Origin of the sequence: Flagellimonas aequoris (assembly GCF_003584165.1) — a bacterium.
GTDB classification, from domain to species: domain Bacteria; phylum Bacteroidota; class Bacteroidia; order Flavobacteriales; family Flavobacteriaceae; genus Flagellimonas; species Flagellimonas aequoris.
The window spans coordinates 1-22,775 of the sequence record NZ_QXFJ01000026.1; the positions used below are offsets into that span (position 1 = coordinate 1).

Consider the following 22,775-nt stretch of genomic DNA (forward strand, 5'->3'; position numbering starts at 1 on the left):
AGAAGCAGCATCCCGAACAATCCTATAAATCCTGTCTTGGCGTACTGCACCTTGCTAAGAAATATGGCAGGGACCGTCTTGACAGCGCCTGTAGAAGGGCAACGGAATATGGTGCATATAATTACAATATGGTCGAGCGCATCCTAAAAAAGGGCTGGGACAAGCTTGATGAGGGCGCCGATGATAATCTGGAAATGCCCGAGCACCAGAACATACGGGGCGGAAAATATTATGAATAGGGACAAATACTTAAATACTACATATGAACGAAAGGACAATACAACAGATGAAGGAGCTCAGGCTCCATGGCATGCACAGGGCATTTGAAACGACCTTGGGGCCCAACGGAACGGACACCGACTATACCAATGACGAGATCATTGCCTACCTCGTACAATGCGAGTGGGACGACCGCCATAACCGCAGGATAGAACGCCTGACCAGATCGGCGCGCTTTAGGTATGCTGCCGTTATGGAGGCGGTGGATTACAGACCTTCCAGACAATTGGACAAAAACCAGGTACAGCGCCTTGGCAACTGCGATTTTATCAAAAAGAGGGAGAATGTCCTCATTACCGGGAGCACCGGGGTCGGCAAAAGCTATCTGGCCTCCGCAATCGGCCACCAGGCCTGTTCCATGGGGAAAAAGGTCATGTACTTCAACACGGCCAAGCTCTTTACCATGTTGAAGACCTCAAAAGCTGACGGTTCCTATCCTAAACAGATAGGCAAGCTTGAAAAACAGGACCTACTGATACTTGATGACTTCGGGCTCAAGCCACTGGACAATATCAACAGGCATGCGCTCATGGAGATCATCGAGGATCGTCACGGACAGAGATCGACCATAATTGCATCACAATTGCCCGTATCAAAATGGCACGACATCATCGGGGAGAGAACTCTGGCCGACGCCATACTCGACCGTTTGGTACACACGGCACACAGAATCGACATAAAAGGTGAATCAATGAGAAGAAAATTGAAAAATAAAAACTAAGTTTAACCCACGGACAGGTCAAATCCAAGCAGTTGATTTACACTGCTCACTTTCGTCCGGCGCGGGTGGCTCAGTTTACCCGGCTCATCCACTTTTCAGCCCATATGATCATAAATGTGTTTTTTAAGAAGGTCATTGTTTTCCAATCAACCGGTATTCGGAATCCATCAACCCTAAAAGGCCAAAGGTCAACTACTTATAAGAATAAGTGGCAAGCAGGTCTATTTTAGCCCAAATTATAAATCATTATCATGAAAAAACTTAACCTACTTACCATGGGCTTATGGACCCTTGGACTTTTTTTAATGTCTTGTACCAAAGATTATGATTCCGAGCCAGCAAGTGGTTCAGGTAATATTATTACAATGGGAGAAGCTGTTGAGGTCAAATGCTGGGATTTGAACAAAAATGGTGTGGCCGATAAAGAGGAAGACAAGAACAGGGATGGCAAGGTCGATAACAGCGACTGTAATCAGCCATAAGTCATGCTAGCTTAAAGGCCCCTTTTAAGGGGCTTTTTTTGTTTTTAACTTTTTGATTCAAATCCAACAAAAGGAAATATTCCATATATTTGGAATAAATCCAAAAAATGTCATCCAATGATTTTATTAAAGGGAGAGGCGCACAGAAAAACACACCCAATACATTTCTACAACATGTGTATGAAATGCGGGAGGACTTTTTGGAGTTTTGTCGTTTGGAAGGTGAAGAAGCAGAGAGCAATAGGACCCAATACATTCCCATTTTTCCCAAAACCATTGTAAACAAAGTGGATAGCCCGGATGTGGGTATGATGTATTCCATGAACCCCTACCAAGGGTGCGAGCACGGCTGTATTTATTGCTACGCACGAAACACCCATGAGTATTGGGGCTATAGTGCCGGTCTTGATTTTGAACGACGGATTTTGGTAAAGAAATCTGCCCCGGCTTTGTTGGAAGCCAAGATAAAACACAAAAATTGGGTGGCCCAGACCATTGTCCTATCCGGAAACACGGACTGCTATCAGCCCGCGGAACAAAAGTTTGAAATTACCCGGAAATGTCTGGAGGTGTTTTTAAAATATAGGCACCCCGTGGGCATTATAACCAAAAATGCCCTTATTCTGAGGGATTTGGATATCTTGAAGGAACTCAATGCCCATCAGTTGGTAGGAGTCAACGTATCGGTCACTTCGCTTTCCGAAAAAACACGAAGAATATTGGAGCCCAGAACGGTATCCATCCAAAAAAGATTGGAAACCATAAGGCTTTTATCAGAAAACAAGATTCCCGTAAATGCTATGTTGGCCCCTATGATTCCGGGGATAAATAGTCATGAACTGTTGCCTTTGGCAAAAAAGGTCTCCGAATACGGTGCCCTTTCATTCGGTCTTACCGTGGTCCGATTGAACGGTGCCATAGGTCAAATCTTTGCCGATTGGATAAAAAAGACCATGCCCGATAGTGCGGAAAAAGTATTGCACCAGATCCAAGATTGTCATGGAGGTTCAGTAAACGATAGTCGATTTGGTGTCCGTACCAGAGGGGAGGGGAAGATAGCCGAACAGATCCATAAAATGGCACATTTGGCCAGAAAGAGGTATTTTGGGGATAAAGTATTTCCAAAACTGAACATGGACCTGCACCAGCAATACAAAGATGGTCAGATGAGGTTATTTTAAATAAATTTATAATACCTGTCCAATTCTTGGCAATAGGTTCGTCATCATGATGAAAACAAAGTATAACACGTTCGCAAGGCGAACACAAAAACCTAATGTATGAGTAATTTTTTGTATTTGTTCAGAGGTGGCGATGATGCCTTTGATAAATTGTCGCAAGAAGAAAAACAGGCCCACATGGAAGTATGGGGCGAATGGATGGGCGGTCTTCAGGAACAGGGCAAACTGATTGATGGACTGCCATTGGACAAGGATGGGAAAGTGGTGCATGACAGAGGTGAAGTGGTCACCAATGGACCTTATGCCGAAGGCGCTGAAATGGTGGGCGGCTATTTGATCGTCAAGGCCAAGAATATGGAGGAAGCCGTTGAAATTTCCAAGGGATGCCCCATCTTTGATTATGAGGGGAGCTTCGTTGAAGTAAGGGAAATACTTACCATGGAGCCCTAAAAATTGTATTTGCAATAGAGCCCGGTTTACATCGGGCTTTTTTATTTTTAATGGTGGAAGAAAACAAGGTCAACCATACTGTTGAACATCTTTTTAGAAGTGAATATGGCAAAGTGGTTTCCATTTTGACCCATAAATATGGTACCGCCCATTTGGAGCAAATCGAGGATGTGGCACAGGAAGCATTTATAAAAGCCATGCAAGTCTGGGCCTATAAATCCATTCCGGACAATCCTACGGGATGGCTATATATGGTGGCCAACAATAGTTTGTTGGATCATCTTCGGCGCGACCAAAAAATAGCATTTCAAGAAACAGAAAATCTGAATATTTTAAGTGAAGGAGAGAAGATAGTGGATTTGGTTTTAGACGATACCATCACGGATAGCCAATTGCAGATGATCTTTGCATGTTGCCATCCATCACTTTCCAAAGAATATCAGATTGTCCTAAGCTTAAAGTTGATAGGAGGGTTCAGCAATAAGGAACTGGCCGATGCCCTTTTGAAAAAGGAAGAGGCGGTGGCCAAATCGTTCACCCGCGCCAAGAAAAAGTTCAGGGATGATGTGAAAATGCTGAAGATTCCCGTTGAAATGGGATTGCAATCCCGGTTGTTCCAAGTATTGCAGGTTATTTATTTGATGTTTTCCGAAGGATATGCGGTGACGTCAGGCTCCCAAATGATCAAAAAGGACATTTGCTATGAAGCCTTGCGTTTGGCCTTGCTGCTAAGGGAAAACAAATATTGCCGGCATCCCAACCTAGAAGCCTTGATCGCATTGATGTGTTTTCACGCTTCCCGATTTGATGCACGCATCGATGAAAAAGGGGAATTGGTCACTTTGGAACATCATGACCGTACCAAGTATGACCAAAATTTAATCCGAATTGGTATTGGTCACCTAGAAAATGCGGGAACAAAGGACAGAATGCCTTCCAATTACCACTTGGAGGCGGCCCGGTCCTTCTATCATTCTACTGCCAATGATTTTGCCTCCACGGACTGGGGAAACGTTCTGTATCTGTATGACGTGCAATTAAAAATGCATTATTCACCCATCCTGGCACTGAACCGATTGGTGGCCTATAAAAAAGTGAAAGGGGCCGTTAAGACTATGGAAGAATTATTGGTTTTGGAACAAAAGACCGATTTCAAGGATACAGAACTTTACTATGCGGTCAAAGCAGAAATTTTGTCCCAATTACAACAGCCGGAAGCCCAAAAGGAGGTTTTAAAAAAGGCCATTTCACTTTGCGGGAATATGGTGGTGAAAAAACACTATGAAAAAAAATTGGCCCTCATAAAATGAGGGCCAGTCTTAATATTAGGTCTGTCAGGTTTATTTAAGTTCCCAACCTTTTCTATATTCTCTGGTGACCCATTCATTGGCCTTATCGTAGTTGGTGATTTTCATGTTCTCACCATCCCAGATAAGTTTTCTCCTTCCTGGAGAATGGTAAGGATCCCAATCAGTGGCTTTTTTGCCTGGTTTCAACTCTTTATACTGATATGCTTTTACGGCCAGATTACCCATAAGGACGGTTTCGGTCAGTCGACCTGCTTTTTCAAAGTTGGAAGAAGTCGGTGTTCCGTTTTGGCAACCATCCACAAAGTTTGCAATATGTCCGCCCACACTGCCAGGTACCCTTGGGTATTTTGGAGCCGGAGCTTTATACAGATCCATCATATCGGAAGGCAACAGTCGTGCATTTCTGGAATAGGTATCACAAACCAAGATGCCTTTGTCCCCGTACATTACGGTTCCACCTCCAGAATCACCGATGGTCTCACCATCCTTCAACTCGTCCGGCAGGTCAGGTTTGATACCGCCATCATACCAGTTAAGGGCAATTTCACCATGGTCTTCATGGTCAAATTTCAAATGTATTTTAGACGATGGAGGGCATGAGTGGCTATAATCGGCCTCCACAAAATCACCTACCCAAACCGTGGTACAACTGGCCTCGGCTTCTTTAGGGTAACCCAAATCCAGCACGCTGAACGGGGTTTCCATGATATGGCAACCCATATCTCCCAAAGCGCCTGTGCCAAAATCCCAGAAACCTCTCCATTTAAACGGAAGGTAGGCAGCATTATAATCCCTTTCAGCAGCTACGCCCAACCAAAGGTCCCAATCCAATTCTTTTGGGATTCTTTGTTTTTCAGTGGGCATGGGAACGCCTTGTGGCCAAACGGGTCGGTTGGTCCAGCAGTCAATGGTATGCACTTTTCCGATAATGCCGGATTCTACCCATTCGCGGGCAATTCGGCTATCGTCACTGGATGCACCTTGGTTCCCCATTTGGGTCACGATACCATTTTCCTTGGCCACTTTGGTCATCAAACGTGCCTCGTAGATATTGTGGGTCAATGGCTTTTCAACATAGGCGTGTTTTTTCTCGCGCATAAAAGGCAACGCAATGGTAGCGTGCATGTGGTCGGGAGTGGCCACCATAATGGCGTCGATGTCGGTTAAACGCTCATCATAAACCTTTCTAAAATCTTTGTAGCGGGGTACATCGGGGAACTTGTCAAAAGTTTCCTTGGCACGGCGGGCATCCACATCACAGAAAGACACGAATTTGACCCGACCGGTATCGTTCAACCCATTAATTACACTGTTACCCCTGCCACCAACACCGAAGCCGGCCACATACAAAGTATCACTTGGGGGAACATGCGTTTTGCCCAATACGTAACTGGGAACAATGGAAAATGCAGCCGATGCAGCGGCAGCATTTTTCAAAAAATTTCTTCTTTGCATTTTGTTTAGTTTGATTATGTCCAACCAAGATACAAAAAACTGTAGGAGATCATGGGCTTTGTCATGTATTCCATCAATATCATTTACGATTATGGTGCTTTTGGGAACCGTTTTTGTTCCGATTACGTTAAATAATTATAAAAAAGCATCTAAAAAGGCAACCCTTACGTACATCCCACAAACAGCAAAAATTACCGATAGGACACATGGGAAACACTGCATATAACCAATCGCAAAAAAAAGCAAATAACAATCTTCATATTGCCTATAAAAAACAAAAGGGTTTTCATCTGAAACAAAGAATCAGGACTTTTTTCCAAACAGCGGATGCTTGGGGCGTCTTTGTCCTGGGTAGCACTTTTGTGCTTATGTTGGGCTCTGCTTATCTTGTATATATCCTGCAGGGCGATTTTGAACAGTTCAACTTGGAACGGATGAGTTCCACACTGGGTCTTTATTTTATGGTTTTCGCAGGGGCTTTGTTCCTCTTTAGGGTCGGCTTTTTTCTATACACGGTATATAGGTACTTTAAATATAAGGCCATAGCCTCTGTATCGGATGAGGAACTGCCCACCTGTACCGTAATTGTTCCGGCCTATAATGAAGGAAAACAAGTCTATCATACGTTGATCAGTCTTGCCAAAAATGACTATCCCGAGGAAAAATTGCAGCTACTTGCCGTGGACGATGGAAGCCAAGATGACACATGGCATTGGATACAGGAGGCCAAAAGGGAATTGGGAGATTGTTTGGCTATTTACAAGCAACCCAAGAACCAAGGAAAACGGCATGCACTCTACCGTGGTTTCAATGAAGGTACGGGAGAGGTCTTTGTTACCGTTGATAGTGACTCCATTGTAAAAAGAGACACCTTGCGCAATTTGGTAAGCCCCTTTGTCACAAATCCGGAATGTGGTGCAGTTGCCGGCAATATTAGAGTGTTGAACAACGAAAAGGCATTGCTGCCAAAAATGTTGGATGTAAGTTTTGTTCTTAGTTTTGAATTTGTTCGGTCTGCAGAGAGCAGTCTGAATTCTGTTCTTTGTACCCCTGGTGCCTTGGCCGCCTATAGAAGTTCGGCAGTTTTTGCCTGTTTGCCCGATTGGATCAACCAAACTTTTATGGGTAAGCCCTCGGATATTGGCGAGGACCGAGCCATGACCAACATGATTCTAAAACAGGGCCATCATGTATTGTTCCAAAGGAATGCCTATTGCTATACCAATGTTCCCGAAAAATACCGTGGACTCTACAAAATGTTCATTAGATGGGGTAGGAGCAATGTCCGTGAGAATATAGAAATGTCAAAATACGTATTCAAAAATTTTCGTAAGGGTCCAAAAGCAGGAACACGTTTTCTGTTTTTGAGCCAGTTCCTTCGCATTGTCATGAGCTATCCCTTATTGCTGTTCATGCTGTTCTTCATTTTGTCTCACCCATTATTGTTCATCAGTTCCACATTGGCCAGCATCCTTGTTGTGACCACTTTCCCGGTATTGTTCTATGCAAAGCGGTATCAACTGTCAGAATCCTTTTGGGCCTATTCGTATAGTATCCTTTATACTTTCGGATTGTTTTGGATCACGCCTTATGCTATAGCAACGGCAAATCGTAGAGGTTGGCTGACACGGGGTTTGCCCCAGAAAAAATAGGGTCTAAATTTTTAGGAAAAGGTTATTCCCTACCATTCCATTCTTTGTAAAATTGCTCCAGATATTCAAGCATAAATTGGTGTCTTTCTTGGGCAATTCTTTTTCCGGTTTCGGTGTGCATGCCATCTTTTAGCAAGAGCAGTTTTTCATAAAAGTGGTTGATGGTGGGGGCATTGGAAGTTTTGTACTCTTCCTTGGTCATATTGGGGTTCGGGGGCATGCCAGGGTCATACAGTGCCCTGTTCTTGAATCCTCCGTAATTAAAGGCCCTTGCTATACCGATGGCGCCTATGGCATCCAACCTATCGGCATCCTGAACAATTTCCATTTCTTTTGAAGTAAACGTCCCTTGGTTTTTGTCCAGGCTATTTTTAAACGACATGTGTTGAATAATTTTCACTACATGGTCGATAGTGTCTTCCGAAGTATTTTGACCCCTTAAAAATTCTTGGGTCATTTTAGGCCCCAAAGTTTCATCCCCATCATGGAATTTGGGATCTGCAATGTCATGCAGTAGGGCCGAAAGTTTCACCACGAGTTGATCTGCCCTTTCATTTTTTAAAATGAGATTGGCTGTATTGTAAACCCGTTCAATATGGAACCAATCATGACCACCCTCGGCTTCCAGAAGGGTTTTTTTGACAAAATGAACAGTATTTTGTATCAATTGGTATTCTTTCATGATGCGGTGTTTACTCCGGAAACAATTTGTTTTTCAACTTCAGCGATAACGTCATCTGCATTTCCTTGGATTTCTACTGGGGCATGCACCTTGAACTGTACATAGGAGCCCAGTCCCATGGGGAACTTGCCATATCTGAGCAATTTCCACGAGTTGTTTATACTGATGGGTACAATTAATGCTGATGGCGCGTTCTTCATTAAGACCTTCAGTCCAGTGGTTCTAAAAGGTTTGGGTGCCCCTGTCCGGCTTCGGGTACCTTCTGGGAAGATGACGGCACTCCTGTTATACTTTTCAATGTACTTTCCCAATTTTTGAAGTTCTTCTATGGATTGCTTGGGATCTTTCCTGTCGATTAAAGCAGATCCACTATGTCTTAGGTTGAAGGAAACACTCGGAATCCCTTTACCGAGTTCTATTTTGCTCACAAACTTGGGATGGTACTTTCGCATAAACCAGATGATGGGGGGAATATCGTACATGCTCTGGTGGTTGGTCACAATGATCAGAGGCCTATCCGTAGGGATGTCATGTGTGTTTTTAAACTTGTAACGGGTTCCCAAAATACCGGTGCACAACATAATGAACCAATTGAGGATGGAAACGCTCCTTTTATGGGCATCATACCCAAAAACATTTAGGCATAACCATTGGATGGGATGGAAAATGACCAAGACCAATCCGAAACAGATAAAGAACAGAACGGTCAATGGATACGAAAGCAATTTGAGCACGGTCGCGACTTTAATTTTAGTTAAGCGTAAAAATAAAAAAACCACCCTTAAGGGTGGTCTGCTTTTCTATATAATCGAAAGCATTAACAAAATTCGTCGTATGCTTCCATCAGGTTTTCTGCAATAATTTCAGCAGGTCTTCCTTCAATATGGTGTCTTTCGATCATATGTACAAGTTCCCCATCCTTAAAAAGTGCCATACTTGGCGACGATGGAGGAAAAGGGACCATATGGTTTCTTGCAGTTGTCACGGCGTCCATATCAACCCCGGCAAAAACGGTCACCAAATGGTCTGGTGTTTTACCGTTCTGTAGGCTCAATTTGGCTGCTGGTCTGGCGTTGGCTGCGGCACATCCACAAACCGAATTGACCACGACCAAGGTGGTTCCTTCCTGTTTTAGGGCGTTTTCTACCGCCTCACTTGTATGTAGTTCCTCAAACCCGGCGTTGGCCAAGTCTGCGCGCATAGGTTTTACCAATTCTTCGGGATACATAGGCTTATTTTTAATTAGATTCCAAAGATACGGTATTGTATGGTTTTTTTCATCACCCTTAACATTGCTTAAAGCTTTGTTTACTGAGCAAAGCCCTATATTTGGGGTTTAAAATTTGCAGGATGATCAAATGGGTGGCCGCCTTTCTCGGCTATTTTGTATTTCGGTTTCCGGGAGCTGTTCTGGGGTTTATCGTGGGAAGCCTTCTGGATGGTTGGGGAAGTTCCAACAGTGGAGGCGGTACGGTGTTCCAGAATGCCAACAAACAGACCGTTTCCCCTGCCGATTTTGAGTTGAACCTACTTTCCCTGTGCTCCATCATCATAAAGGCCGATGGCAAGGTAAACCAGACCGAGTTGGATTATGTGAGGCAGTATTTTTTGAGCACGTATGGAAAGGAAAGGGCCAATGCTATTTTCCGAACCTTCAACGAAGTCATCAAGAAAAGAGAGGTTTCCGCGGAGCGTATCTGTGCCTATATGGTGCAACGCACCCGTTACGAGGTCCGATTACAATTGTTGCATTTTTTGTTCGGTATTGCACAGGCCGATGGGCAATTGAGCTCCTCCGAGGTGCAAAAATTGCGAGAGATAGCCAGCTATTTGCGGGTGGGGGCACATGATTTTGAAAGCATCATGGCCATGTTCGTGAAATCTGCCGATAATGCCTATAAAATTTTGGAGATTGATAGAAGTGCCACAGATGACGAGGTGAAAAAAGCCTATCGTAACATGGCAAAAAAATACCATCCCGATCGTGTGGTGACCGAAAATGAGGCCATCCGGAAAGGAGCGGAGGAAAAGTTCAAGGAAGTACAAAAAGCCTACGAGACCATTCAAAAGGAGCGAGGAATTTCATAATCAGAAGCTATGCAAGAGTTTTTTTTCTACGTTAAAATGGGGCTCCACCACGTGTTGGACCTTGGGGCCTATGACCATATCTTGTTCTTATCGGCCTTGGCGGTGCCCTTTACGTTCAAAAATTGGAAGCATGTATTGGTGTTGGCGACCATTTTTACCGTGGCCCATTGTACCTCGTTGGCACTATCCGTGTATGATGTGGCGACAGTGGATGTGGGACTCATAGAATTCTTGATTCCAGTGACCATTTTGGTGACGGCTTTGTTCAATTTTACCTACGTGTTCAAAGAAGGGGTGAATATTGGTGAACTATTGCATTATGTGGCCACCGGATTTTTTGGATTGGTCCACGGTTTTGGCTTTTCCAATTACTTCAAGATGTTGATGGCGGAAGAAGAAGACAAGGTTACACCGCTTTTAGGTTTTGCCACGGGAATAGAACTGTCACAGGTAACCATTATCCTGATAGTTTTGGGCATAGCTTTTGTGGTATTGGACTTGTTGAAGGTGAAACGAAGCATTTTTATTGCGGCGGCCTCAATTTTGATCATTGCCATTACAATACCCTTGCTCATTGCTACGTTTCCCAAGTGAGGGCATCGTTAAAATTAATCGAATAAGGTTGTAAGGGTCTTCCAAAGCAGGTATATTTATTTAATTATCAGCTTATTCATGGATTTATGAAGGAGAGCAAACAAGAAAAGTACGATAAGGCATACCTAAGGATGGCCCAGGAATGGGGTAAACTGTCCTACTGCAAAAGAAGGCAGGTGGGGGCCATTATCGTAAAGGACAGAATGATCATTTCCGATGGGTATAACGGGACCCCAACAGGTTTCGAGAATGTTTGTGAGGATGATGAAGGCTATACCAAATGGTATGTGCTCCATGCAGAGGCCAATGCCATATTAAAAGTGGCATCCTCAACCCAGTCCTGCGAAGGGGCTACCTTGTACATTACCTTGTCCCCTTGTAGGGAATGCAGCAAGTTGGTCCACCAAGCTGGCATAAAACGTGTGGTATACCAACAAGCATATAAAGATGACTCCGGACTGGAATTTCTGGAGCGGGCAGGGGTAGAAGTGCTCCACTTGCCCATTTTGGAAGAAATGGTCTAAACACCATATTGCTATTATGAAAAAGATCAACGGATATATTTGGCCCACCTTGTTGGCAATGGCAGTAGCCATCGGCATCTTTATAGGGGGCAAACTCCACTTCAACGATTCACCGGAAAAGCTCTTTTCCACCAATTCCAAAAAGGATAAACTCAACAGACTTATCGACTATATTGACTATGAGTATGTGGACGAAATAGACACGGACAGCATTGTGGATGTGACCGTGAACAACATTTTGGGCAAATTGGATCCCCATTCCGTCTATATTCCCAAGAGTGAAATGAACGAGGTCGCTGAGAGCATGAAAGGGGATTTTGCCGGTATCGGGGTAAGTTTTTACATGTTCAGGGATACCATCACCGTGATCAGGACCATAAAGAACGGCCCCAGCTACATTAGCGGGATAAGGCCTGGTGATCGTATTTTAATGGCCGATCAAGATACCTTGTACGGCAGGAGGATACCCAATGATGATGTGGTTTCCACCTTGAAAGGAAAAATAGGGACCAAGGTGAACTTAAAGGTTTTTAGAAAATCCGAGAACAAGGTATTGGACATGTCCGTGACCCGTGACCGTGTACCGATTAGGAGCGTGGATTCATATTACATGCTAACGGGGGATATGGGCTACATCAAAATAAATCGTTTTGCGGAATCCACCTTTGATGAGTTTAAAGACGCCCTCAAAAAGCTAAAATTGAGAGGAGCCGAAAAATTGGTTCTCGACCTTAGGGACAATCCCGGTGGATATTTGGGTATTGCGGAAAAGCTAGCGGATGAGTTTTTAGGGGAGGACAAACTGATCGTGTTCACCAAAAACAAAAAGGGAAGGATAAAAAAAGCATATGCCACTGATAAGGGAGATTTTGAGGACAAACCCGTATATGTGCTGATCAACGAGCGATCGGCCTCTGCCAGTGAGATTATTGCAGGAGCCCTTCAGGACAACGATATCGGGACTATTGTGGGAAGACGTTCTTTCGGAAAAGGTTTGGTACAACGCGAAATGGACCTTGGTGACGGTTCTGCGGTCAGGTTGACGGTGAGCAGATACTACACGCCCACGGGTCGTTCCATCCAAAAATCGTACAAGAACGGAAACCATGATTATTATAAAAAGTTCATGGAACGCTATACCAGCGGGGAGCTTGTCTCCGCCGATAGCATTAAGGTAGCGGACTCCCTAAGATTCGTGACCCCAAAAGGAAAAGTGGTCTATGGTGGTGGTGGGATCATTCCCGATGTATTCGTGCCCATTGGCACCAATGAGGAAGAGGCCATTGACAGTATGGACGATACCTACCAATTTTTCGCCAGATTTGTTTTTGAACATTTGGAGGAGGACAGGACACGCTATGCCGAATATACCCAGAACCAATTTTTGGACGAATTCAAGGTAGACGACATCCTTTTTGACCGTTTCATCCAGTTTGTGTTGGATAGAAAAGTGAGGTTGGATTTCTATGCCTATGAGGATAAGATAAAGGCCTATCTAAAGGCGAATATCGCAGAACAACTGTTTTCGCCCAACATGTCCGCACAGATCAAAGGGGATTTTGACCCCATGCTGAAAAAGGTAAAGCAATTGGATGAAGCCATTATAGACCCATCCCAAGTGGGAGCTGTAAGGGTTAAACCTTAATTGTTCCTTACTTCAGCTTCTTTTCAATCTTTTTGGAGGTCATAAAGATCAGCAGCAATACGATGGCACACAACGAGGCCACAATGCCGATTAGGGCGATAGTACTATCGCCTTGGAACGGATTTTCAAAATTCACTAAGGTCACATTATAGGCGATGAGCCCCATGGCCAAAATGATGAGGATGATACTAAAGGTCTTATTCATGACACTGATTTAATATCCGTGCTCGAGCAATTGGTTGATGTTGGAGGCAAAAAGCTTTACGGCAATGGCCATCAAGATCACACCGAACACCTTTCGGATGATGTTAAGCCCATTTTTGCCCAACACCCGTTCTATTCGCGCACTGGATTTAAGAACGATATATACAAAGATAATGTTTAGTAGAATGGCAACAATGATGTTCTCCACATGATATTCGGCACGCAGGGCCAAAAGAGAGGTCATGGTTCCTGCACCAGCGATCAAAGGGAAGGCAATGGGAACGATGGAAGCGGTCTCCGGCACATCGTCACGGTATAGGGTAATCCCCAAGATCATCTCAATGGCCAAGAAAAAAATGATGAAGGCACCCGCTACGGCAAAGGAGTTCACATCGATACCGATCAGCTTCAGGATCTTTTCCCCAACGAACAAAAAGGCCACCATAATGCAGGCAGCGACAATGGAGGCCTTTTCCGATTGTATGTGACCTACCTTGTTCCTGAGTGATATGATGATGGGGATGCTTCCCAAGATATCGATCACGGCAAAAAGGATCATTCCCGCTGTAGCTATTTCCTTAAAGTTGAAATTCATGGCACCTATTTTTTTCGGACAGCAAATGTACGTGTAAAAAAACCTTTTGGATGACATTAAAAAGTTTATAAAATGTCAAATTTTGGGTTTTGGACTACCTTTGTCCCAAAACTGAGCTGTATGTTCCAGATAGGAAAAACCATCGTATCCGAAGAGATCTTGGAAAACGATTTTGTCTGCAACCTGAATGCCTGCAAGGGAGCCTGCTGTGTAGGTGGGGAGTATGGGGCGCCCTTGGAGGATTCCGAAACGGATAAATTGGTAAACATCTATCAGGATGTTAAACCGTATTTACGCCCCGAAGGTATAAAGGCCATAGAGGAACAAGGTGCCTTTGTAAAGGGAGAGGATGGTGAATGGGAGACCCCTTTGGTAAACAACAACGAGTGTGCCTATGTGGTGTTTTCGGAGGATGGGATAGCCAAATGCGGATTGGAGGCGGCTTATGAAAATGGTGTTACCAAATGGAAAAAGCCGATATCATGTCACCTGTACCCTGTTCGGACCCGCGAATATTCCGAGTTTACAGCGGTCAATTACCACAAATGGGAAATATGTGACCCAGCCTGTGAATTGGGAAAAGAATTGAAGGTGCCCATATACAAATTTGTAAAGGATGCCTTGATCAGAAAATTTGGCAAGGCTTGGTACAGTGAATTGGAAGAGGTTGCCAAGGGCAATCCTAAATAGTGGGGATGTCCAAGATGACCTTGGTTCCATTGGGATTCCCATTTTCGTCGAAGAGGTCAACAATGTCCACATCAAACTTATTTTGGTAATCCTTGGAAAAATTGGCCAACCTTTCCTTGGTAATATGAATGCCCACTGATTTTCTTTTGAGCACCCTGTTCTCTTTATTGGCTTCTGCCATGGTTCGCCCCACACCATTATCTATGATTTCGATGGTCACATGTCCCTGGTCTTTTCTTTTTACACGTACCTGTATTTTCTTGTCACCTTCTTTAGGGGACAATCCATGCCATAATGAGTTTTCCAGGAAAGGTTGCAGGGTGAGGGAAGGGATTTTAATATTGTCGATGTAGATATCCTTATCCACATTGATGCTGAAATCGATTTCATTGGAAAATCGGATGTTTTCGATGTTCATATAAAGTTCTACCGTCTCCAGTTCTTCGGCCAAGGAGATTTCCCGTTGTGAAGAAGCTTCCAAAATCTTTCGGACCAGTTTGGAGAACTTGTTCAAATAGTGCACTGCATTTTTTTGCTCGTTGTTGATGATGTAAAGCTTGATGGAGTTCAACGAGTTGAACAAAAAGTGAGGGTTCATTTGGCTTCGGAGCATTTTCTGTTCCAAGGTGAGCACCCTTTTTTCATTCTTACTTTGGTATTGTCGGTACAGGATATAAAGAATGGAAGAAATGAGTCCAACGATCAATGCGCTCACCAACAGGGTGGTCTGGTTTTTCTTCAACCGTAGCCTAACAATCTCGTTTTCCTTGGCCAGTACGGCAATCTGGTTGTTCTTTTTATCCGCTTCATATCTGACGATGATGTCGTTCATGTACCTTAGGTTGGTGGCACTGGATATTTCGGCATCATACTCATCTGCCTTTTTGTAGAATTCGTACGCCTTTTTGTAATCGCCCCGGGCATTCTCCAGTTCCGACATTTTTTGGTACCCGTACAGGATGCTACTGGGCAGATTTCGGGTTTGGGCCATTTCAAGGCCTTCCGAAATAAAATCATGGGCCTTTTCGTAATTCCCCAATTTGGTATGTGCCCAACCGGTATTGATGAAGACTGATGAGGCGATGAAATAATCGCCGATTCTCTTGGATTCATCATGCAGCGGCTCCAAAAGTACCAAGGCTGCGTAGGGCATGTCCTGTTTCAGATAGATTTGTGCCAAACTGTTCTTGCAGATTACGCGACCAATATCGGAGTTGATTTCTTCGTTGTACGCCAACGATTTTCTGTAGTTTTCGAGAGCAGCTTCCAGATCGCCTTTTTCTTCAAGGCAATGGCCAATGTTTTGATGGTTGATGGCCAGACCCAACTTGTTGCCCAGTTCCTCTTCCAGTTTTAGGGCGCGGCGGAACTGAATAATGGCAAGGTCATACTGTTCCAAGGTCTGATAAAGGTTCCCGATGCCATTTAAGGCCACATTTATGCTCCTTTTGATATGGTTGGACGGATTTTCCACCTGTTCGGCCAACTCAAGTGCCTTTTGGTGGTAATCCAGTGCCGTTTTTATGGCATCGGTGCGGCGGTAAACAACTCCAAGCATATTCAGGCTCAATACCCGCATCTCGGTATTGTTCGCTTTTTCCGATAGTGACAGAGCCTGTTCGTGCAACTGGACCGATTTCTCATATTGGGAATAGTTCCTGTACTTCATTCCCAATTGGTTCAAGGCGTAGGCCTCACCTTCCAAATAATCGTTTTCCTTGCTTATGGCGGCAAAATAACGCAATAAGGTAGTGTCCCGCTTTTCTTCGTCCAGTTCCTTGTCTATGGACTCATAGGTTTTGGGCCTTAGTTGCGCAAGGGTTTCTGCTTTTTCCTCAAAATTGTCAGGAATGTCCTGTCCTTTGGAACCAATGGATGTAAGGAGAGCAAACAAAAAAAACAGAGTCGTTCTTTGTACTCGATGTAGGTGGTCGATTTGTTTGAACTTTACTATGGCCACAGGTTTTTGGGATGGTTACAGCATATCCAAAAAGTCGGATTTTTTTTGCCGGGAGACAGGAATTTTATGATTGGATTCCAAAACCACATAGCCATCGGTTTTTAGGAATTCTTTGATTTTGTTGAGGTTAATGATGTAAGAGTTGTGGATTCTGAAAAAGCTATTTTCAGGCAAAAGCGCATTGACTTCCTTTAATTTTTTGGTGAGCAGGATCTTTTGTCCATCCTTTAGAAAGATGGTGCTATAGTTTCCATCGGATTCCGCAAACAGGATCTCATCGCTGTTCAGAAAAACCAATTTACCATCGGTATTGATGGTAATTTTTTTACTGTGAGACTCGGCATTGAAATTCAATAGAATTTTTTCCAGTCGCTCTATCGTAAGATTCTTGGCATTGTAGCGCTTGATCTTTGCAATGGTGATTTCAAGGTCGTCGGTATCAATGGGTTTGAGCAGGTAATCAATGGCCTCGTTCTTGAGGGCCTGCAATGCATATTGGTTGTATGCCGTGGTGATCACTACCGGAAAATCCTTGTTCTTCAGGTTCTTGATAAACTGAAAACCGTCCATAGCGGGCATCTCAATGTCCAAGAAAAGACAATCAGGGGTATTGCGCTCCAAATAGTCCAATGCCTCATGGGCATCGGTAAAGGATGCAACAATATCCACCTCATCGCTCAAGTTGGTCAATTCCCAACTCAGGCTTTGAAGTGCCTTGATCTCGTCATCAACAATTACGGCTTCCAACATATTGTGTAGGTATACGTTAATTCAAATTTAGGATTATTCTCTATACAGATTTAAAATTATGTGCTAATGGGCATTTAACACGTATAACTGGTAGAAAATGCAAAATCATGTGAAAAATGTCAAGTTTCGGCCCAAAAAACTGAATTATTGGATGTACAGGATGAAATTGTTAAAATACCCAAAACCGATTATACACAAAAAGTGACCGTTCATACATACACAACATGGCACGGGATTTTTGTTGTCTATCTTGGCGCTACCAAAAATTAGGGTGTAATCTAATGTCGCGTTGAAATGAGAAAATGTATAATTCTTTTTGTGATTTTGATCGTTGCCTTGGTTTTTGCCGCGGTATCGGAACACAAGCAAGTAAAGATCCGATCCGATTGGGACAAGGTCGTTGCCAAAAAATGACATATCCCGACCAACGCTCTTAACATATTGTATTACCAAAAATTGTACGGCCAAAGCAACCATTCTCTTGATTATAGGAAACCGCTTGCAAGACAAAATCTTCAGTTTGGCCAAATCTGGATTTGATTTTAGGTTTCGGGGGAACTACCTAGAACGATAAAAGATTGTCAAGGCAGAACTTGGAGAGGCCGTACTGTTTGGTAATATCCCATTATATGCACGTTCATCATAAAAGCCAGACCAAAAGGTATTGTTCAATATACTTTTTGGTCTTTTTTTATGGTCAAAAAATCTATCCACGATCCTTGTTTCCATTAGTCCTCCGCCCACGCTTGGCTGTCCTAGATTTCAACATTGGGTGTTAAAAACTTTGTTCCCGTTTTCCGAGTTGCCCCTTTACATTTAAGCAACATTTTTAAATATTTGTTTTCTCTATTCAAGAGGAAACTTCCTTCCATACTAAATAACCATATAACGAATAACATGTCCGAAGCAATTGAGCCCATATTACAGGAAAACAAGGATAGATTTGTAATCTTCCCCATTCAGCACCACGACCTTTGGGAATGGTATAAAAAATGTGAAGCGTGCTTTTGGACCGCCGAAGAGATCGATCTTCATCAGGATCTCACCGATTGGAACACCAAATTGAACGAGGACGAGCAGTACTTCATCAAGCATATCCTTGCTTTTTTTGCTGCTTCCGATGGTATCGTAAACGAAAACCTTGCTGAAAACTTTGTAAACGAAGTGCAATTTTCTGAAGCCAAGTTCTTCTACGGTTTTCAGATTATGATGGAGAACATCCATTCTGAAACCTATTCTTTGCTCATCGATACCTATGTAAAGGATGAGAAAGAAAAAAACACCTTGTTCAAAGCTATTGAGAATTTCCCAGCCATAAAAAAGAAAGCCGATTGGGCCCTTAAATGGATAGAATCACCAAGTTTTGCCGAACGTTTGATCGCTTTTGCAGCTGTTGAGGGAATATTCTTTTCCGGGGCGTTTTGCTCCATTTTCTGGTTGAAGAAACGCGGATTGATGCCGGGTCTAACCTTTTCCAATGAGTTGATTTCTAGGGACGAAGGAATGCACTGCGACTTTGCCGTTCACCTACACAACAAACATTTGGTGAACAAGGTACCCAAATCACGAATCAAGGACATCATTGTGGATGCCCTCAATATAGAAAGAGAGTTCATTACCGAATCGCTACCGGTGAGCCTGATCGGGATGAACGCTAAATTAATGACCCAGTACTTGGAGTTTGTAACGGACAGATTGTTGGTGGAACTCGAATGTGAAAAGGTATACAATGCCACCAATCCATTCGATTTCATGGACATGATTTCCCTCCAAGGGAAGACCAATTTCTTTGAAAAACGCGTATCGGAATATCAAAAGGCAGGAGTGCTGAACAAAGAGAAGGACTCCGATTCCCAAAAGATCAGTTTCGACGCGGATTTTTGATCATTAGAAAATTGCAACCCTCCTGACCATAGGTTTAGAGGGTTTTCATGGCCTTTATTTTAAAATGTTAATTTTTTAACAGTACTAAGGAACAAATCAACAACGACTAAAACACGAGCAACACTATGTATGTAGTTAAAAGAGATGGGAGAAAAGAGCCGATTATGTTCGATAAGATCACGGCCAGGGTTAGAAAACTTTGTTACGGACTCAACGGTCTTGTCGATCCGGTAAAGGTGGCCATGAGGGTCATCGAGGGACTGTATGATGGGGTTACCACTTCGGAATTGGACAATTTGGCCGCGGAGATAGCCGCCACTATGACCACAACACATCCCGATTATGCGAAGCTAGCTGCTAGGATATCCGTCTCCAACCTACACAAGAACACTAAAAAGTCCTTCTCCGAAGCCATGAAGGACCTCTACGAATATGTGAACCCAAGAACGGGAAAAAAAGCGCCTTTGCTTTCGGATGAAGTGTACCAGGTCATTTCCGAGAATGCTGAAAAGCTGGATTCCACCATCATCTACAATCGTGATTTTGGCTATGATTACTTTGGATTTAAAACCTTGGAACGTTCCTATTTGTTGAAAATCAACGGAAAAATTGCCGAACGCCCCCAGCATATGTTGATGAGGGTTGCCGTGGGCATCCATTTGGATGATTTGGATTCCGCAGTGGAAACGTATGAGTTGATGTCCAAAAAGTACTTCACCCATGCCACCCCGACCCTGTTCAACTCCGGTACCCCTAAACCGCAAATGTCCTCCTGCTTTCTTTTGGCCATGAAAGATGACAGCATTGATGGTATTTACGACACCTTGAAACAGACCGCCAAGATTTCGCAATCTGCAGGAGGTATCGGGTTGTCCATCCACAACATCAGGGCCACGGGATCCTATATTGCAGGAACTAATGGTACTTCCAATGGGATTGTTCCCATGCTCAGGGTTTTTAACGATACCGCCCGTTATGTGGACCAAGGGGGTGGAAAACGTAAGGGAAGCTTTGCCATTTATGTAGAACCTTGGCATGCCGATATTTTTGACTTTTTGGAACTGAAAAAGAACCACGGAAAAGAGGAGATGCGTGCACGCGACCTATTCTATGCCATGTGGATCCCCGATCTGTTCATGAAACGGGTAGAGGCCGATGCCGAATGGACCTTGATGTGCCCGAACGAATGCCCAGGCTTGTTCGATTCCCATAGTGAAGAATTTGAGGCCCGTTATTTAAAATATGAAGCTGAGGGCAAAGGCAGAAAGACCATCAAGGCGAGGGACCTTTGGGAAAAGATTTTGGAATCCCAAATCGAAACAGGTACCCCGTACATGCTTTACAAGGATGCCGCCAATCGCAAGAGCAACCAAAAGAATTTGGGGACTATCCGTTCCTCCAACCTTTGTACGGAGATTTTGGAATATACTTCCCCGGATGAGGTGGCCGTATGTAATTTGGCATCCATTGCCCTCCCCATGTTCATAAAGAATGGAGAGTTCGATCACAAGGAACTTTTCCGTGTGACCAAACAAGTCACCCGTAACCTGAACAAGGTCATCGATAGAAACTTTTATCCGGTGGAAGAGGCCCGAAATTCCAACATGAGGCACAGACCTGTTGGTTTGGGTGTCCAAGGATTAGCGGATACCTTCATCATGTTGCGATTGCCCTTCACCAGTGATGAGGCTAAAAAACTCAACCAAGAAATTTTCGAGACCCTTTATTTTGCAGCAGTTACTGCTTCCATGGAACTGGCCAAGGAGGATGGGGCCTATTCAAGCTATAAGGGATCACCCATTTCCCAAGGGGAGTTTCAGCATAACCTTTGGGGAATAAAGGACAGCGAACTATCAGGAAGATGGGATTGGGATAAACTGAGAAACGAGGTCCTAAAACATGGGGTAAGGAACTCCTTGTTGGTCGCTCCTATGCCCACCGCTTCCACATCCCAAATTTTGGGGAATAATGAATGTTTTGAACCCTATACTTCAAACATCTACACCAGAAGGGTACTTTCCGGGGAATTCATTGTGGTGAACAAGCATTTGTTGGAAGACTTGGTGAAACTGGGACTCTGGAACGAGAATTTGAAACAGGAATTGATGCGTGCCAATGGTTCGGTGCAGGATATCGATGCCATTCCACAAGACATCAAGGAGCTTTATAAAACCGTTTGGGAACTCAGCATGAAGGATATCATCGACATGAGCCGTCAACGAGGATATTTCATTGACCAGAGCCAATCCTTGAACCTGTTCATGGAGAATGCCAATTATGCTAAATTGACCTCTATGCACTTCTATGCTTGGAAAAGCGGGTTGAAGACAGGTATGTACTATTTGAGGACAAAAGCTGCGGTAGACGCCATTAAATTCACGCTGGACAATACCAAAAAGAAAGAGGAACCGGTAACGGTCATGGCTGAAATTGAAACCCCATCCAATGCCGCGGAAGAAATAAATGTAAACGCTATGTCTGTAAGTCAACAGGAAGTTGACATACAGCCCTTAACGCCAGAAGAAATGAAAGAAATGATTGCACGCGCCAAAGAAGGCCAAGCAGACGATGACTGCTTGATGTGTGGATCATAGTTAGTACCGGGCTTTACGGTACATGTGATAGTGTTTATTGATTAAATGCCTCGGAAAAGGTTCACCCCACGTTAGAACCATCCGAGGTATTTTTTTGGCATAAAAAAGGGCCGCCCAAACCGGGCGGCCCTTTTGTTATTCTATGTCCCTGTGGCTATTCGGACCAGGCCTTTCCACCGGTAAGGGTGTTGAGGTCCCCACAGGGGATGTACTCCCCTGGGATGGGCAGGTAGGCCAGTACCTCCTCGCCGACCTTCTCCGAGGACTTGTAGGCCCATGTGGCCAGGTCCCTGAGCTCGTTGGCGAAGGTATAGCGCGCCACCTCGTCGTCCAGGGTGGCCTCGCCCCCCTGCATGATGGCCTGCATGTAGTCCATCACCGCCTCGTTGTGCGCCTGTTCCTCCTCGTCGGTGCGCTTTTTCAGGTAGGTGGCGAGCACCGGCTCGATGTCCGCTGCTTCCAGCTCCGCCAGCTCCGTCTTGCCGGAGTCCTCCAGTGCCCTGTCGTAGAACTTCTCCATCTTCATCATCACGAAGTCCCTCTGGTCCAGGGGCATCACCTCGTCCAGGTAGGAGTCGATGAAGGCGTGCACGTTCACCTCGGTGGCCGAGGGGGTGTCGGTCCTGGGAAGGATCACGTCCAGGGTGGTGGCCAGGGCCTGTCCCTGTCCCTTGTCCAGAAAGCCGGGCGTCCATTCCGCATAGGCAGGTTTGTCCTTGCAGCCCTGGAGCAGGCTTAACAGTGTGGGGGTCGCCACGGCGTAGCCGAAGGCCATCCCCATGTTCTTGAGTGCTGATCTTCTTTCCATTAGATGTTTCCTTTTTTGAGTTCCTGGGCGGCATGGTTGGCGGCCCTTGCGGTGAATGCCATGTAGGTGAGCGAGGGGTTCACGCAGCTGGCAGAGGCCATGAAGGCGCCGTCGGTCACGTAGACGTTCTTGCAGGTGTGCACCTGGTTGTTCCCGTTCACCACGGAGGTCTTCGGGTCGAGGCCCATACGCGCCGTACCCATCTCGTGGATACCCAAACCGAGGGC

At 44.5% G+C, this 22,775-nt stretch carries 23 protein-coding genes and 1 pseudogene; 14 read left to right on the forward strand and 10 right to left on the reverse strand.

Features of this window, described 5'->3' with window-relative positions; all coding sequences use genetic code 11:
* The 6 genes and pseudogenes from D2U88_RS19545 to D2U88_RS11220 all read left to right on the forward strand — a co-directional run.
* Nucleotides 1-239: pseudogene (locus tag D2U88_RS19545) on the forward strand (IS21 family transposase); the annotation flags it as partial.
* Between the two features lie 23 nt (nucleotides 240-262).
* Nucleotides 263-1,000, forward strand: a complete 738-nt coding sequence (gene istB / locus D2U88_RS11200) for an IS21-like element helper ATPase IstB (protein WP_119608405.1) — start codon at nucleotides 263-265, stop codon at nucleotides 998-1,000.
* 251 nt (nucleotides 1,001-1,251) lie between these two features.
* Nucleotides 1,252-1,482: a hypothetical protein gene (locus tag D2U88_RS11205; protein ID WP_119640680.1), complete on the forward strand. Its 231-nt coding sequence runs from the start codon at nucleotides 1,252-1,254 to the stop codon at nucleotides 1,480-1,482.
* Between the two features lie 107 nt (nucleotides 1,483-1,589).
* The gene (locus D2U88_RS11210; protein WP_119640681.1) at nucleotides 1,590-2,663 is read left to right on the forward strand and encodes a PA0069 family radical SAM protein; all 1,074 of its coding nucleotides are present in this window, start codon (nucleotides 1,590-1,592) and stop codon (nucleotides 2,661-2,663) included.
* Between the two features lie 99 nt (nucleotides 2,664-2,762).
* Nucleotides 2,763-3,113 carry a YciI family protein gene (locus D2U88_RS11215; RefSeq protein WP_119640682.1) on the forward strand — a complete coding sequence of 117 codons (351 nt, stop codon included), beginning with the start codon at nucleotides 2,763-2,765 and terminating at the stop codon, nucleotides 3,111-3,113.
* A 53-nt stretch (nucleotides 3,114-3,166) separates the two neighbouring features.
* A complete protein-coding gene (locus tag D2U88_RS11220) occupies nucleotides 3,167-4,423 on the forward strand; it encodes an RNA polymerase sigma factor (protein ID WP_220473501.1) in 1,257 nt (418 codons plus the stop codon).
* A 30-nt stretch (nucleotides 4,424-4,453) separates the two neighbouring features.
* Here the strand turns inward: D2U88_RS11220 and D2U88_RS11225 are convergent, their stop codons facing one another.
* On the reverse strand, nucleotides 4,454-5,878 hold the full coding sequence (locus D2U88_RS11225) for a Gfo/Idh/MocA family protein (RefSeq protein WP_119640684.1): 1,425 nt from the start codon (nucleotides 5,876-5,878) through the stop codon (nucleotides 4,454-4,456).
* A 206-nt stretch (nucleotides 5,879-6,084) separates the two neighbouring features.
* Between D2U88_RS11225 and D2U88_RS11230 the strand changes: the two genes are divergently transcribed.
* Nucleotides 6,085-7,530, forward strand: a complete 1,446-nt coding sequence (locus D2U88_RS11230) for a glycosyltransferase family 2 protein (protein ID WP_119640685.1) — start codon at nucleotides 6,085-6,087, stop codon at nucleotides 7,528-7,530.
* Nucleotides 7,531-7,552: 22 nt separating this feature from the next.
* Here D2U88_RS11230 and D2U88_RS11235 read toward each other — a convergent pair whose 3' ends face one another.
* From D2U88_RS11235 to D2U88_RS11245, 3 genes are all read right to left on the reverse strand, one after another.
* Entirely contained in the window at nucleotides 7,553-8,212 is a 660-nt protein-coding gene (locus tag D2U88_RS11235) for an HD domain-containing protein (protein WP_119640686.1), read from the reverse strand.
* A complete protein-coding gene (locus D2U88_RS11240; RefSeq protein WP_119640687.1) occupies nucleotides 8,209-8,946 on the reverse strand; it encodes a lysophospholipid acyltransferase family protein in 738 nt (245 codons plus the stop codon). The genes D2U88_RS11235 and D2U88_RS11240 overlap by 4 nt, the downstream gene beginning before the upstream one ends.
* Before the next feature lie 83 nt (nucleotides 8,947-9,029).
* On the reverse strand, nucleotides 9,030-9,440 hold the full coding sequence (locus D2U88_RS11245; protein WP_119640688.1) for a BrxA/BrxB family bacilliredoxin: 411 nt from the start codon (nucleotides 9,438-9,440) through the stop codon (nucleotides 9,030-9,032).
* Nucleotides 9,441-9,562: 122 nt separating this feature from the next.
* On the opposite strand from D2U88_RS11245, the gene D2U88_RS11250 reads away from it, so the two are divergent.
* The 4 genes from D2U88_RS11250 to D2U88_RS11265 all read left to right on the forward strand — a co-directional run bounded on the left by D2U88_RS11250 (nucleotide 9,563) and on the right by D2U88_RS11265 (nucleotide 13,063).
* Complete coding sequence (locus D2U88_RS11250) at nucleotides 9,563-10,300, forward strand: TerB family tellurite resistance protein (protein ID WP_119640689.1); 738 nt, start codon at nucleotides 9,563-9,565, stop codon at nucleotides 10,298-10,300.
* A 9-nt stretch (nucleotides 10,301-10,309) separates the two neighbouring features.
* Nucleotides 10,310-10,894 (forward strand): HupE/UreJ family protein, encoded by a 585-nt coding sequence (locus D2U88_RS11255; RefSeq protein ID WP_119640690.1) that lies wholly within the window; start codon nucleotides 10,310-10,312, stop codon nucleotides 10,892-10,894.
* Between the two features lie 86 nt (nucleotides 10,895-10,980).
* Nucleotides 10,981-11,418: a deoxycytidylate deaminase gene (locus D2U88_RS11260; protein ID WP_119640691.1), complete on the forward strand. Its 438-nt coding sequence runs from the start codon at nucleotides 10,981-10,983 to the stop codon at nucleotides 11,416-11,418.
* A gap of 16 nt (nucleotides 11,419-11,434) precedes the next feature.
* On the forward strand, nucleotides 11,435-13,063 hold the full coding sequence (locus tag D2U88_RS11265; RefSeq protein ID WP_119640692.1) for a S41 family peptidase: 1,629 nt from the start codon (nucleotides 11,435-11,437) through the stop codon (nucleotides 13,061-13,063).
* Between the two features lie 7 nt (nucleotides 13,064-13,070).
* Here D2U88_RS11265 and D2U88_RS11270 read toward each other — a convergent pair whose 3' ends face one another.
* Together D2U88_RS11270 and D2U88_RS11275 are read right to left on the reverse strand one after the other, a co-directional pair.
* Nucleotides 13,071-13,268, reverse strand: a complete 198-nt coding sequence (locus tag D2U88_RS11270; RefSeq protein ID WP_119640693.1) for a hypothetical protein — start codon at nucleotides 13,266-13,268, stop codon at nucleotides 13,071-13,073.
* Nucleotides 13,269-13,277: 9 nt separating this feature from the next.
* Nucleotides 13,278-13,862 carry a MarC family protein gene (locus D2U88_RS11275; RefSeq protein WP_119640701.1) on the reverse strand — a complete coding sequence of 195 codons (585 nt, stop codon included), beginning with the start codon at nucleotides 13,860-13,862 and terminating at the stop codon, nucleotides 13,278-13,280.
* A gap of 120 nt (nucleotides 13,863-13,982) precedes the next feature.
* Between D2U88_RS11275 and D2U88_RS11280 the strand changes: the two genes are divergently transcribed.
* Nucleotides 13,983-14,552, forward strand: coding sequence for a DUF3109 family protein (locus D2U88_RS11280; protein WP_119640694.1), 570 nt, complete (start codon nucleotides 13,983-13,985; stop codon nucleotides 14,550-14,552).
* Here the strand turns inward: D2U88_RS11280 and D2U88_RS11285 are convergent.
* Nucleotides 14,545-16,446 (reverse strand): tetratricopeptide repeat-containing sensor histidine kinase, encoded by a 1,902-nt coding sequence (locus D2U88_RS11285; RefSeq protein WP_235855781.1) that lies wholly within the window; start codon nucleotides 16,444-16,446, stop codon nucleotides 14,545-14,547. The genes D2U88_RS11280 and D2U88_RS11285 overlap by 8 nt on opposite strands.
* A gap of 81 nt (nucleotides 16,447-16,527) precedes the next feature.
* Entirely contained in the window at nucleotides 16,528-17,262 is a 735-nt protein-coding gene (locus tag D2U88_RS11290) for a LytR/AlgR family response regulator transcription factor (RefSeq protein WP_119640696.1), read from the reverse strand.
* An 897-nt stretch (nucleotides 17,263-18,159) separates the two neighbouring features.
* Here D2U88_RS11290 and D2U88_RS11300 point away from each other — a divergent pair.
* Both D2U88_RS11300 and D2U88_RS11305 read left to right on the forward strand, forming a co-directional pair.
* Nucleotides 18,160-19,146 (forward strand): ribonucleotide-diphosphate reductase subunit beta, encoded by a 987-nt coding sequence (locus D2U88_RS11300; RefSeq protein WP_119640698.1) that lies wholly within the window; start codon nucleotides 18,160-18,162, stop codon nucleotides 19,144-19,146.
* A 125-nt stretch (nucleotides 19,147-19,271) separates the two neighbouring features.
* Entirely contained in the window at nucleotides 19,272-21,740 is a 2,469-nt protein-coding gene (locus tag D2U88_RS11305) for a ribonucleoside-diphosphate reductase subunit alpha (protein WP_119640699.1), read from the forward strand.
* Nucleotides 21,741-21,894: 154 nt separating this feature from the next.
* Here D2U88_RS11305 and D2U88_RS11310 read toward each other — a convergent pair whose 3' ends face one another.
* Together D2U88_RS11310 and D2U88_RS11315 are read right to left on the reverse strand one after the other, a co-directional pair.
* Nucleotides 21,895-22,548 carry a gluconate 2-dehydrogenase subunit 3 family protein gene (locus D2U88_RS11310; protein ID WP_119640700.1) on the reverse strand — a complete coding sequence of 218 codons (654 nt, stop codon included), beginning with the start codon at nucleotides 22,546-22,548 and terminating at the stop codon, nucleotides 21,895-21,897.
* Nucleotides 22,548-22,775 (reverse strand): GMC family oxidoreductase (locus D2U88_RS11315; RefSeq protein WP_220473502.1); only part of this gene is annotated, 228 nt, incomplete at its 5' end. The genes D2U88_RS11310 and D2U88_RS11315, both read right to left, overlap by 1 nt.

Coding starts and splice junctions, on each gene's coding strand:
- istB (WP_119608405.1), top strand. CDS start 263: ATGAACGAAAGGACAATACAACAGATGAAGGAGCTCAGGCTCCATGGC.
- D2U88_RS11205 (WP_119640680.1), top strand. CDS start 1,252: ATGAAAAAACTTAACCTACTTACCATGGGCTTATGGACCCTTGGACTT.
- D2U88_RS11210 (WP_119640681.1), top strand. CDS start 1,590: ATGTCATCCAATGATTTTATTAAAGGGAGAGGCGCACAGAAAAACACA.
- D2U88_RS11215 (WP_119640682.1), top strand. CDS start 2,763: ATGAGTAATTTTTTGTATTTGTTCAGAGGTGGCGATGATGCCTTTGAT.
- D2U88_RS11225 (WP_119640684.1), bottom strand. CDS start 5,878: ATGCAAAGAAGAAATTTTTTGAAAAATGCTGCCGCTGCATCGGCTGCA.
- D2U88_RS11230 (WP_119640685.1), top strand. CDS start 6,085: ATGGGAAACACTGCATATAACCAATCGCAAAAAAAAGCAAATAACAAT.
- D2U88_RS11235 (WP_119640686.1), bottom strand. CDS start 8,212: ATGAAAGAATACCAATTGATACAAAATACTGTTCATTTTGTCAAAAAA.
- D2U88_RS11245 (WP_119640688.1), bottom strand. CDS start 9,440: ATGTATCCCGAAGAATTGGTAAAACCTATGCGCGCAGACTTGGCCAAC.
- D2U88_RS11250 (WP_119640689.1), top strand. CDS start 9,563: ATGATCAAATGGGTGGCCGCCTTTCTCGGCTATTTTGTATTTCGGTTT.
- D2U88_RS11255 (WP_119640690.1), top strand. CDS start 10,310: ATGCAAGAGTTTTTTTTCTACGTTAAAATGGGGCTCCACCACGTGTTG.
- D2U88_RS11260 (WP_119640691.1), top strand. CDS start 10,981: ATGAAGGAGAGCAAACAAGAAAAGTACGATAAGGCATACCTAAGGATG.
- D2U88_RS11265 (WP_119640692.1), top strand. CDS start 11,435: ATGAAAAAGATCAACGGATATATTTGGCCCACCTTGTTGGCAATGGCA.
- D2U88_RS11270 (WP_119640693.1), bottom strand. CDS start 13,268: ATGAATAAGACCTTTAGTATCATCCTCATCATTTTGGCCATGGGGCTC.
- D2U88_RS11275 (WP_119640701.1), bottom strand. CDS start 13,862: ATGAATTTCAACTTTAAGGAAATAGCTACAGCGGGAATGATCCTTTTT.
- D2U88_RS11280 (WP_119640694.1), top strand. CDS start 13,983: ATGTTCCAGATAGGAAAAACCATCGTATCCGAAGAGATCTTGGAAAAC.
- D2U88_RS11290 (WP_119640696.1), bottom strand. CDS start 17,262: ATGTTGGAAGCCGTAATTGTTGATGACGAGATCAAGGCACTTCAAAGC.
- D2U88_RS11300 (WP_119640698.1), top strand. CDS start 18,160: ATGTCCGAAGCAATTGAGCCCATATTACAGGAAAACAAGGATAGATTT.
- D2U88_RS11305 (WP_119640699.1), top strand. CDS start 19,272: ATGTATGTAGTTAAAAGAGATGGGAGAAAAGAGCCGATTATGTTCGAT.
- D2U88_RS11310 (WP_119640700.1), bottom strand. CDS start 22,548: ATGGAAAGAAGATCAGCACTCAAGAACATGGGGATGGCCTTCGGCTAC.